The 11,675-nt window shown below is 65.4% G+C and carries 7 protein-coding genes; 4 read left to right on the plus strand and 3 right to left on the minus strand.

Features of this window, described 5'->3' with window-relative positions:
• Positions 1-76: 76 nt before the first annotated feature.
• Positions 77-439, minus strand: a complete 363-nt coding sequence (gene queD / locus ROV95_RS05605; protein WP_005407953.1) for a 6-carboxytetrahydropterin synthase QueD — start codon at positions 437-439, stop codon at positions 77-79.
• A gap of 192 nt (positions 440-631) precedes the next feature.
• On the opposite strand from queD, the gene ROV95_RS05610 reads away from it, so the two are divergent.
• Both ROV95_RS05610 and ROV95_RS05615 read left to right on the plus strand, forming a co-directional pair.
• Positions 632-3,271 carry a TonB-dependent receptor gene (locus tag ROV95_RS05610; RefSeq protein WP_312543428.1) on the plus strand — a complete coding sequence of 880 codons (2,640 nt, stop codon included), beginning with the start codon at positions 632-634 and terminating at the stop codon, positions 3,269-3,271.
• A 73-nt stretch (positions 3,272-3,344) separates the two neighbouring features.
• Positions 3,345-5,939: a M14 family metallopeptidase gene (locus ROV95_RS05615; RefSeq protein ID WP_312543429.1), complete on the plus strand. Its 2,595-nt coding sequence runs from the start codon at positions 3,345-3,347 to the stop codon at positions 5,937-5,939.
• A gap of 407 nt (positions 5,940-6,346) precedes the next feature.
• Here ROV95_RS05615 and ROV95_RS05620 read toward each other — a convergent pair.
• Positions 6,347-7,707 (minus strand): IS3 family transposase gene (locus tag ROV95_RS05620; protein ID WP_312542110.1). Its coding sequence is split into 2 segments (ribosomal slippage): positions 6,347-7,237 and positions 7,240-7,707, totalling 1,359 coding nucleotides; the frame shifts between segments, so codons are not numbered across the junction.
• A 216-nt stretch (positions 7,708-7,923) separates the two neighbouring features.
• Positions 7,924-9,336: a DEAD/DEAH box helicase gene (locus tag ROV95_RS05625; RefSeq protein ID WP_019660948.1), complete on the minus strand. Its 1,413-nt coding sequence runs from the start codon at positions 9,334-9,336 to the stop codon at positions 7,924-7,926.
• A gap of 660 nt (positions 9,337-9,996) precedes the next feature.
• Here ROV95_RS05625 and ROV95_RS05630 point away from each other — a divergent pair.
• Together ROV95_RS05630 and maiA are read left to right on the plus strand one after the other, a co-directional pair.
• Positions 9,997-10,986, plus strand: coding sequence for a fumarylacetoacetate hydrolase family protein (locus ROV95_RS05630; protein WP_005415155.1), 990 nt, complete (start codon positions 9,997-9,999; stop codon positions 10,984-10,986).
• Positions 10,987-11,000: 14 nt separating this feature from the next.
• The gene (maiA, locus tag ROV95_RS05635) at positions 11,001-11,669 is read left to right on the plus strand and encodes a maleylacetoacetate isomerase (RefSeq protein WP_312543432.1); all 669 of its coding nucleotides are present in this window, start codon (positions 11,001-11,003) and stop codon (positions 11,667-11,669) included.
• The last annotated feature ends 6 nt before the right edge of the window (positions 11,670-11,675 follow it).

Consider the following 11,675-nt stretch of genomic DNA (forward strand, 5'->3'; position numbering starts at 1 on the left):
GTTGATGCGGCAATGCAACAAAAATAACAAAGGCGCTCAGGGCGCCTTTGAAAAGCCTTTCAGATCAATGGGTTGATCAGGCCGTCGGGCCGCGGTAGCGACAGCCGGAGGTGCAGGTTTCGTGCACGGTGATCTCGCTCAGCGCCGGCAGGCTGGGCTTGAGTTCGTTCCAGATCCACACCGCCAGGTTCTCGCTGGTCGGGTTCTCCAGGCCGGGGATGTCGTTGAGGTAGTGATGGTCCAGGCGGTCATAGATCGGCTGGAAAGCCGCCTTCACGTCGCCGAAGTCCATGATCCAGCCGGTCTGCGCGCCGGGCTCGCCCTCGACCTTCAGTTCCACCCGGAACGAGTGGCCATGCAGGCGCGCGCACTTGTGACCCGGCGGCACGTTGGGGAGGCGGTGCGCCGCCTCGAGCATGAAGACTTTGAAGATTTCCATGGCGCGATTGTACGCCGCAGGTGGCCGGCCATCCTGAGCGGATGTTGGACTTTCGTGAAGTAACTCCTTCCATCCGGATGAAGAGATGATAGTTTCTCTTATATCCGTATGAAGAGATGTTATTGGCCGGACCCCGGCCAGGCATGGACTACTGCGGAACTACGTCGCCCTTTCCACCTCCCCCACATCGTCATGCCCAAGCACACCCTGCTCGTGGCGGCCCTGGCCGTCGCTCTGGCCGCGCCTTTGTCCGCCGCCGCCGAAACCTCCGCCGACGCCAGTGGCGAAGCCAGCACCCTGGCCGCCGTGCGCATCACCGGTTCCAACATCAAGCGCACCGATACCGAGGCCTCCAACCCGGTGCAGGTGATCGGCCGCCAGCAGTTGGAACAGACCGGCAAGGCCACCGTCGCCGACGTGCTGCGCTCGATCTCGGCCAACACCGGCAACGCTGCCAACGAAACCACCAACAATGGCTGGGCGTCCGGCTCGGCCGGCATCGGCCTGCGCGGCCTGTCGCAGAAGAACACGCTGGTGCTGCTCAACGGCCGCCGGCTGGCCAACTACGGCTTCCCGGCCGGTGGCCTGTCCGACACCTTCGTCGATCTCAATGCGCTGCCGCTGGTCGCGGTCGAGCGCATTGAGGTGCTCAAGGACGGCGCCTCGGCGGTGTACGGCTCCGACGCCGTGGCCGGCGTGGTCAACATCATCACCCGGCAGAACTTCGAAGGCGCCGAGATCGGCGGCAGCTTCGGCGGTGCCGACCAGGGCGGCCTGCACGAGCAGAACCTGAAGTTCGTCGGTGGCCTCGGTGATCTGGACACCGATGGCTACAACATCCTCTTCAGCCTGCAGGGGTACAACCGTGAGCGCCTGGACCAGGACGAACGCAACCTGACCAGGAGCGGCATCTACACCGACAAGCCGGGTGGCCGCTGGAACGGCTGGTCGGCCAAGGGTGCGCGCTACCTGGTCAACGGCGTGTCGGTACCGATGCTCGACGCCAACGGCAACTGCCCGGCCGGCACCACCCGCGTTGCCAGCGCGCCGATTGATGGCCTGTCCGGTGACACCTGCGGCTTCAACCAGGCGCCGTTCACCACGCTGATCCCCTCGACCAAGCGTTACCAGGCCTATGCCAACGGCACCTTCCGCCTGAACGACAACGTCGAGGCCTTCGGCGAAGTGCTGTACAGCCAGATCAAGAGCGCCGCGTGGTTCGGCAGCAGCCCGTTCTTCACCCTGGAAAGCGGCCGCTTCGCGTTGAACGCCAACAGCGGCCTGGCCGAGCCGGTGTCGTCGCTGCTGCCGGCCAACAATCCGTACAACCCGTACGGCCGTGCGATCCCGATCGAGTACACGTTCTTCGACCTTGGTGGCACCATCAAGACCAACCGATCCACGGCCTATCGCGGCGTGTTCGGCCTGCGCGGCACCACCGCCAACTGGGACTGGGAAGTGGCTGCATTCGGTGCGCGCAGCAGCGAACGCGAGAGCGTGTCCGGCGGCTTCGCCAACCGCTGGGCGCTGGCCGATGCGCTGGCCACCGGCAGCTACAACCTGCTCAACCCGGCGGCCACGCCGCAGTCGGTGCGTGATTCGATCAACATCGCCACGCTGCGTCCGGCCGAATCCAAGCTGCAGGGTATCGATGCGAAGATTTCCGGCAGCCTGGGCCATACCTGGGCGGGTGAGATCGGCTTCGCGGCCGGTGCCGAGTGGCGCCGCGAAAAGCTCGACTCCAACAACCCGTGGCAGATCGATGCCGGCCTGCAGGTGCGCCCGGCCATTGCCGAAGTACACGGCAAGCGCCAGGTCAGTGCGGCCTACGCCGAAGTGAACGTGCCGCTGGCCTCGACGCTGGAGCTGTCCGCCGCCGCGCGCGCCGACCACTACGACGATTTCGGCGATGCGTTCTCGCCGAAGATCGGCCTGCGCTGGCAGCCCCTGGATGTCCTGCTGGTGCGTGCGTCCGCTTCGAAGGGCTTCCGCGCACCGTCGCTGTCGGAAAACTCCAACAGCACCAGCATCGCCTACGGCAGCGTGGTTGATCCGCGTGATCCGGACGTGCCGGGCTCGCGCCAGAACCCGACCTTCTTCACCGTCGGTAACAACGCACTGAAGCCGGAGCGAACCAAGAGCGTGAACTTCGGCGTGGTGCTGTCACCGTGGGCCAACACCAACCTGAGCGTGGACTATTACCGCATCCAGCTGGACAACCTGGTCGGCACCAACAATACCCAGACCCTGGTCAACGACAACGTGGCTGGCGCGGTGCAGCGCGATGAGCGCGGCAAGCTGCAGGCGGTCTACAACCGCTACCAGAACCTGAGCGAGCTGAAGACCTCGGGTATCGACGTCGAACTGCGCCAGCGCATCCCGACCGCGGCGCTGGGTGACTTCACCGTGTCCTCGGCCTACACCCACGTGCGCGACTACCGTCGCCCGACCGTGGTCGGTGGCCCGCTGGTGGACTACGCCGGCAGCAACCTGGGCGCGACCCTGCCCAAGGACAAGGCCACCACCACGCTGGACTGGAAGTACGGTGATTTCAATGCCGCAGTAACCTGGTACTACACCAGCAGCTACCGCCAGGAAGCCAGCACCGCAGCCAAGGCCGTGCAGCAGCGCGTCGGCAGCTATAGCCAGTACGACCTGTACCTGGGCTACACCGGCATCGACAAGCTGACGCTGTATGCCAAGGTGCAGAACCTGGCTGACAAGACGCCGCCGTACGACGCTTCGTTCCCGGGCATCCGCGCGCCATACGACTTCAGCCAGTACGACCTGCGCGGCCGCTACTTCACGCTGGGCTTCGATTACCGCTTCTGATCCATCCGCTGCGGCCGGTTTCTTCAGGGAGCCGACCGCGCGACCGTCTGCCGTTGTGTCCTGGGGAGTCACCGTGTCCTTGCATCGTCGTGCCGTTCTTCCGTTGCTGATCGCCGCCGCCACCGCACTGTCCTGCCCGCAGCCAGCGCAGGCACAGAGTGCGTACTTCTTCCCGCAGGCCGTCGACGCGGCCGCGTTCGATACGTCCATTCCCACACCCGAGCAGTTCCTCGGCTACCCGATCGGCAGCCGTTACACCCGGCACGACCAGCTGGTGGCGTACTTCCAGGAACTGGCGAAACGCTCGGACAAGATCAGCGTGCGCGAGATCGGCCGCAGTTACGAGGGCCGCCCGTTGCTGATCGCCACGGTAACCGCTGCCGGCAACCACGCGCGGTTGGAACAGATCCGCCAGCAGCACGCGACCCTGGTCGATCCGGCGCAGCCGCGCAGTGCGGCGGGCGACAGCCCGGTGGTGGTGTGGCTGGGTTACAGCGTGCATGGCAACGAGACCTCCAGCGCCGAGGCGGCGATGCTGACCGCCTACTACCTGGTGGCCAACCGCAGCGCGGAAACCCAGCAGTGGCTGCAGCAGGCGGTGGTGCTGTTCGACCCGGCGCAGAACCCGGACGGCCGCGATCGCGCCGCCAACTGGCACAACGCCTGGGCTTCTGATCCGGCTTCGGCCGACCCGGCCGACAAGGAGCACGTGGAGCCCTTCCCGCAGGGCCGCACCAACCACTACTTCACCGATCTCAACCGCGACTGGCTGGCGCTGACCCAGCAGGAGTCGCGGCCAAAGGTGGAACTGTTCCACCAGTGGTACCCGAACGTGCAGATCGATTTTCATGAGATGGGCAAGGACAGCACCTATTACTTCGAGCCCTCGCCGAAGAGCATGCACAGCCCGCTGATTCCGGCGGCGTCGTACGAATTCAACAGGACCCTGGCCAAGTACCACACGCAGGCACTGGATGCGCTGGGCTCGCTGTACTACACCGGCGAGAACTTCGACAACTTCTCGCCGGTATACGGCTCTACCTATCCGGACTTCCATGGTGCCGTCGGCGTGACCGTCGAGCAGGCCAGTTCGCGTGGCCGCGTGCAGGAGTCGGTGAACGGCCTGCTGACTTTCCCGTTCACCATTCGCAACCAGGTCGCTACCGGCCTCGGCACGGTGCGTGGTGCAGTGGCCGAGCGTAGTGGCCTGTTCGACCTGCAGAAGCAGTTCTTCCAGAGCGCGCTGAAGCAGGCCGCACAGCAGCCGGTGAAGAGCTTCGTGTTCGGCGACGCGCACGATCCGGCACTGACCCGCCGCCTGCTGGAACTGTTGCTGCTGCATCGCATCGAGGTACGTGCGCTGGAGCGTGCAGTCACCGTCGATGGGCAGCGCTTCGATGCCGGCAGCGCCTACGTGGTGCAGGTGCAGCAGGCGCAGTTCCGCCTGGTGCATTCGATCTTTGCCGAGACGCCGCCGATCAAGGGCGACGTGTTCTACGGCAGCACCAGCTATGCAATCGCACCGGCCTACGGCGTGGCCTTTGCCGGTAGCCGCAGCCGTATCGAAGGCGGCGCACGGGTGACTGCGTTGCCGGCGCAGCAGGGCGCGGTGCTGGGTGGCCAGGCCGGGTTCGCCTACGCGATCGACTGGCGCGACTACAACGCCGGGCGCGCGCTGGCCGCGCTGCAGGGCAAAGGCGTGAGCGCACGTGCAGCATTCCAGCCGTTCACCACCGCGACCGCGCAGGGCGACGTCAGCTTCGCCGCCGGCAGCCTGGTGATTCCGGTTGCCGGGCAAGCGCTGCAGGGCGCGGCGCTGCTTGAGGCAGTGACATCGGCCGCGCGCGAGGCAGGTGTGCAGGTGCACGCGCTGTCCAGTGGCCGCAGCCGCGAAGGCATCGATCTGGGCAGTGACGGCGTCAAGGCGCTGCGCAAACCCGCGGTTGCGCTGGTGATGGGTGAGGGCGTGGCCGCCACCGAGATCGGCTCGGCTTGGTTCCTGCTCGACCAGCAGTTGTATTTGCCTGCCAGCAAGCTGGACCCGCAGCAGCTGGGCAAAGTGTCCCTGGACCGCTACACCACGATCGTGCTGTCCGGGGGGACCTACACCGGCGTCGATACCACGGCGGTGGCTGCGCTGAAGCGCTGGGTGCAGGCGGGTGGCTCGCTGGTTACCTACGGCAGTGCATCGAAGTGGGCGATCGAGCAGAAGTTGGCCGACGGCGAGAAGCTCGGCAAGGAAGAAGAGACTGCCGACGAGAGCCGCCGTGCATTCGGTGACCAGCGCGACATCGCCGCGATCGAGCGGATCAGCGGCAACATCCTGAGCGCCGATGTGGACACCAGTCATCCGCTGGCGTTTGGCGTGCCGCGCCGGCAACTGGCGATCAACAAGGAGAGCACGGTGACGCTGCAGCCGAGCACGAATCCGTTCTCGACGGTGGTACGCATCGACACACCGCCGCGGGTGAATGGCTATCTTTCCGAGCGCAACCGTGCGCGGGTGGCGGGCAGCGCGTGGCTGCTGGTGTCGGCGCAGGGGCAGGGCAACGTGGTGCTGTTTGCCGATGACCCGGCGCACCGCAAGTACTGGCACGGGACGGATCGGCTGCTGATCAACGCGATCTTCTTCGGGAATCTGGTGAATCCGAGTAAAGCGCGGGGTTGAGGCGTTTGGCGCCGAGTCGTTGTTGTGCTTGGGAGGCAGGGGGCCTCAGCCAGGACACGCCGTGAACCCATCCATGGGGGCTCGATGGCGCCATCCTTGGCGCCAACGGTCCTGGCTGAGGCCCCCTGCCTCCCATGACAGTTTCCTGCGGGCGCGGACGCATCAGACCCCAAGGCGGGAGCAAGGGCAAAAGCAAAAGCAAAGGCAAAGCTAGGAATTGCGGCTTCGGCTTTTGACTTTGAATTTGAATTTGAATTTGATCTTTCTTCTCCCGGCTACCCGGCGGGAGAAGAAGGCGCGGGCAATGCTTGAAGCGGATGGGCGTGGGGCCAGCGCAAAACCGTGAGGCGCATGGATGCGCCGACCGAGCCCCCATGGTGAAGTGACCCCCGAGACTTGGACAGGGGTCAGGCGGCCGATTGGGCCTGTTGGGCCTGCTCCCGGTACTGTACCGGGCTCAGGCCCTTCAATTTCAATTTGATTCGCTCTTGGTTGTAGTACTGGATGTATTCCACCAGCCCCGCCTCCAGACTCTCGATGCTGTCAAAGCTGTTCAGGTAAAAGAACTCCGACTTCAGCGTCCCAAAGAAGCTCTCCATCGCTGCATTGTCCAGGCAGTTGCCACGCCGGGACATGCTTTGTTTCAAAGAGTGCTTCTCCAGTATGTGCCGGTAGTTTTCATGCTGGTACTGCCAGCCCTGGTCGGAGTGGATCATCGGTCGCTCATCCGGCGAAAGCTTCTTGATGGCCTCCTCCAGCATCTGACCTACCAGATCGAACACGGGCTGGCGCTTGATCTGATAAGCCACGATTTCGCCGTTGTAGAGGTCCATGATCGGCGACAGATACAGCTTCATGCCTTGTACCTTGAACTCGGTCACGTCGGTCACCCACTTCTGGTTGGGGCGCTCGGCGTGGAATTGGCGATTGAGGTCATTGCCAACCACAACATTGGCGGCCCCCTTGAAGGACCGGTAGCGCTTCACCCGTACCCGTGATTTCAGGCCCATCTCCCCCATCAGGCGCTGTACCCGCTTGTGATTGGTCCGATGACCCTGATTGGCCAATTCCAGCGTCACCGTGCGATAGCCATAGCGCCCTTGGCTTTGATCGTAGATTGCACGGATGCGCTCGCACAGGGCTGCCTCGTCCTGATCCGGATGGGCCAGGACATGGTTCTGGTAATAGAACGTACTGCGTGACAGCTCCGCCGCTTCGAGCAGAAGCGACAGCGTATGAACCTGCCTCAATCCTTGGATGGCTTGCGCTTTGCGTCTTGCGCCGCCTGCTCTTCCCGGATCAAGGCATCGAGTTTTTTTAGGTAGTCGGTCTCCGCACGCAGATAGGCGACTTCCTTGAGCAGCTCATCGCGGCTCATTTCCTCAGGTGGCTTGGACGAACGGGTCTTTTTCATCGGCTTTCGGGGCAGCGGCGGAGGCGGTGCCAACGCTTGGGCACCGCCTTGAGCATACAGGCGCCGCCATCGCCCCACCGCGCCGGCATCACCGATCTGGAAGTAGGTGGTGGCCTCCCGCCCGGACATGCCGTCCTGGCTCATTTTTTCCAGGACAGCCAACTTGAACGGGAGGTCATAGAACCGGGCCTGGCGATGAAATCCGCGCCAACCATGCAGCCGATAGGTCGCCACCCAGCGCCTGACCGTGGAGGCCTCCAGGCTGTGGCGACGAGCAACGGCTTTGACTGATGTGGAGGTCTTGCAGGCCTCTTTGGCGACCTGCAGTTTGAAACGAGCGTCGTATCTGTTCATGTATCCCTCGGGGTTGGATCTGGCGTCCAACTCCCGGGGGTCACTTCATGGATGGGTTTACGGCGTGTTTTGCGCTGGCCCCACGCCCATCCGCCCTCAGCGCAGCACACCGCCGGCTTCTACTCACGGTAGCCAGCAACAAAAAAGGACGGCGCGTCAGCGCCGTCCTTCGATAGCCCCCCGCGCAGCGGGAAGCACCCTCCATGTCAGCTGGGATCAGCCAGCGCGACCACCGCCGCCACCCTGGCCACGACCACGGCCGCCACCATTGCCACCACCGCCACGGCGCTGGCCCTGGCCGGCACCTGCACGCTGCTGGCCATTTCCTCCGCCTTCGCGGCGGCCACCGCCGGCCTTCTTCGGGCCGGCATGCGCATGGCGCGGCGCATCACCGTGCGGACGGCGCGCGTGGCTCTTGCGCGGTGCGCGCTCACCGGTATCGTGCTCGGCCTTGCCCGGCGCACTGTTGCCCCAGCGGATCGGAACCTGCAGTTCGAAGCCCGGTACATCGCGGATGTCCATGTCGCGGCCCAGCAGGCGCACGATCGCGCGCAGTAGCTTCACTTCATCCTGCGCCACCAGCGAAATCGCCTGGCCGGTCGCGCCGTTGCGGCCGGTACGACCGATGCGGTGCACGTAGTCCTCGGCCACCATCGGCAGGTCGAAGTTGATCACCTTCGGCAGCTCGTTGATGTCGATGCCGCGCGCAGCGATGTCGGTGGCCACCAGCACCGTCACGCGGCCGGCCTTGAAGTCGCCCAGCGCACGCAGGCGCTGGCCCTGGCTCTTGTTGCCATGGATCGCCGCAGTCTTGATGCCCGACTTTTCCAGGAACGTGGCCAGCTTGTCGCTGCCGTGCTTGGTACGGGCGAACACCAGGGTCTGCTCGCGGCTGTCCTGCGCCAGCAGGTGCAGCAGCAGGTCGCGCTTGCGGCCGGCATCGACCGGGTGCACGCGGTGGGTGATGGTTTCGGCCACGGTGTTCTTCGGCGTCACCTGGATCTGTTCCGGGTTGCGCATGAACTCCAGCGCCAACTGGCGGATGTTGTCCTCGAAGGTGGCCGAGAACAGCAGGGTCTGGCGGTTCTGCTTCGGCAGCTTGGCCAGGATGCGCTTGATCGACGGCAGGAAGCCCATGTCGAGCATGCGGTCGGCTTCGTCCAGCACCAGCAGTTCAATGCCGGACAGGTCGACGCTGCGACGCTCCAGGTGGTCGATCAGGCGGCCCGGGCAGGCCACCAGCAGGTCCACGCCACGGCGCAGGATGTCCAGCTGGTTGCCCATGCCGACACCGCCGTAGATGCAGGCGCTGGGGATACGCAGGTACTTGCTGTAGCCGCGCAGGCTGTCATGCACCTGGGTGGCCAGTTCGCGGGTCGGGGCCAGGATCAGCGCACGCGGCTTGCGCGGGCCGGCACGCACTTCCTGCGAGGCGGTGCCCAGGTGCTGCAGCAACGGCAGGCCGAACGCGGCAGTTTTGCCGGTACCGGTCTGTGCGCCGGCCAGCAGGTCGCGACCGGCCAGCGCCAGCGGGATCGCCTGCTGCTGGATCGGGGTCGGGTTTTCGTAGCCCTGCTCGGCAAGCGCACGCAGCAGGAAGGGCGCCAGGCCCAGCGATTCAAAAGACATTGAGATTGCTCCAGGTACAAGAAACGCCTGTCCGAACGGGCAGACGGGGGCAGATCAAAGTGATCGGCTGACTCGGAGCGTTCCCGTGAACCGCGCTGCGAGAAGTTGGGTGCAGCCGGCACGAAGCGCCGGCTGGAATGCGTGACGAACGGCGTCGGAGTGGGGGCGGGCGAAGAGGGCGGACCCTGGTCGCCGGCGATCCCGGAGGGAAACGGACGGCCGCTGCAGACCTGCCTAGTCTAACCGATGGCTGAGACCTCGCGCAAAAAGGCCTGTTCAGGTAAGGGGCTCGCTGCAGGGCTGCGCCCTGTACCCGCAGGGGCCCGAGCCAAGGCCAGAGCAACGTCAGAAGCCGGGTGCCTGCGGGTAGGCGGGGTGGGTCCGGTGGCAGGGGACGCTGCAAGTACGTCCATGTAAGCTCGGTCGCCGCATCCATGCGGCTCACGCCCCTGCAACCGGACCCACACCGCCCCACCCAACTCACAGGAAACCAGAGCCGCTTTGGCATTTGACGTTGCCCTGGCTTGACGCAGGTGCAGGGCTGCAAGCCCTGCCGACCCCCCACTACGGTAGGGTGGGCCGATGCCGCGCTGCAGCTTGGCGTCGTCGCAGATTTGATTACACTTGAAACTTGTTTGCCCACGACTCCGGACACCCACCATGAAGCTTGGTTCCTTGAAGGAAGGCGGCCGCGACGGCACCCTTATCGTCGTCTCGCGTGACCTGCGCCACGGCGTCCGCGCCACCGGCATTGCCGCCACCCTGCAGCAGGCCCTGGAGGACTGGAGCCACATCGCGCCGCGCCTGAACGCCCTGTACGAATCGCTCAACGCTGGCGACGCCGATGGCGTGTTCGACCTCGATCCGCAGGCGCTGGCCGCACCGATGCCGCGTGCCTATGAGTTCGTCGATGGCAGCGCCTACCTGCCGCACGTCGAGCGCGTGCGCCGCGCCCGCGGTGCCGAGGTGCCCGAGAGCTTCTACACCGACCCGCTGATGTACCAGGCCACCAGTGCGGGCTTCTACGGCCCGCGCGATGCGGTCAAGGTGGTCAGCGAGGACTACGGCATCGACCTGGAAGCGGAGATCGTGGTGATCACCGACGACGTGCCGATGGCAGCCACCCCGGAACAGGCCGCCAGCCACATCCAGCTGGTCGGCCTGGTCAACGATGTCTCGCTGCGCAACCTGATCCCGGGCGAGCTGGCCAAGGGCTTCGGCTTCCTGCAGTCCAAGCCGCGTTCGGCGCTGTCGCCGGTGTTCGTCACCCCCGATGAGCTGGGTGCTGCGTGGCAGGACAGCAAGGTGCACCTGCCGCTGCTGACCCACATCAACGGCCAGTGGTTCGGTGCGCCGGAGGCGGGCGTGGACATGCAGTTCAACTTCGCCCAGCTGGTCGCGCATGCGGCCAAGACCCGTCCGCTGGGTGCCGGCACCATTGTCGGTTCGGGCACCATCGCCAACGAAGACACCAGCAAGGGCGCCTCGTGCTTTGCCGAGCAGCGCGTGGTGGAAACCCTGCGCGACGGCAAGCCGAGCACGCCGTTCATGTCCTTCGGCGACGTGGTCCGCATCGAGATGCTTGATGCTGCCGGCAACAGCATCTTCGGTGCGATCGAGCAGCGCATCGAACAGGCGGCCAAGCCCTGAGCATGGAGGCGGCCATGGACATTCCGGTCGACGACGGCATCGTGCTGTACACCTACTGGCGATCCAGCGCCGCCTACCGCGTGCGCATCGGCCTGGAGCTGAAGGGCCTGGCCTGGGAGGCGCGGCCGGTGCATCTGGTGCGCGACGGTGGCGAGCAGCACCGGGATGCCTATCGCGCGCTCAATCCGCAGCAGCAGGTGCCGACGCTGCTGCATGAGGGGCATGTGCTGACCCAGTCGCTGGCGATCCTCGAATACCTGGACGAGCGCTTTCCGCAGGTACCGCTGCTGCCGGCCGACGCCGCCGGCCGTGCGCGGGTGCGGGCGCTGGCCCAGTTGGTGGCCTGCGACATCCACCCGATCAACAACCTGCGGGTGATGCAGTACCTGGAGCGCACGCTGCAGGTGCCCACCGACGCACGCACGCAGTGGACGCTGCACTGGATCGCCGAGGGCTTTGCGGCGATGGAAACGCTGTTGGCCAACAGCCGCGACACCGGCACCTTCTGCCACGGCGACCGTCCCGGCCTGGCCGATATCTGCCTGCTGCCGCAGCTCTACAACGCGCACCGCTTCGGTCTGGACCTGGCGCCGTATCCAACGTTGCGCCGGATTGAAGCGGCCTGCCAGGCGCTGGATGCCTTTGATCGCGCGCGCCCGGAAAACCAGCTCGACGCCGCCTGACGGGCC

This window comes from Stenotrophomonas maltophilia group sp. msm1 (assembly GCF_032025805.1).
In the GTDB taxonomy this organism is placed as follows: Bacteria; Pseudomonadota; Gammaproteobacteria; order Xanthomonadales; family Xanthomonadaceae; genus Stenotrophomonas; species Stenotrophomonas hibiscicola.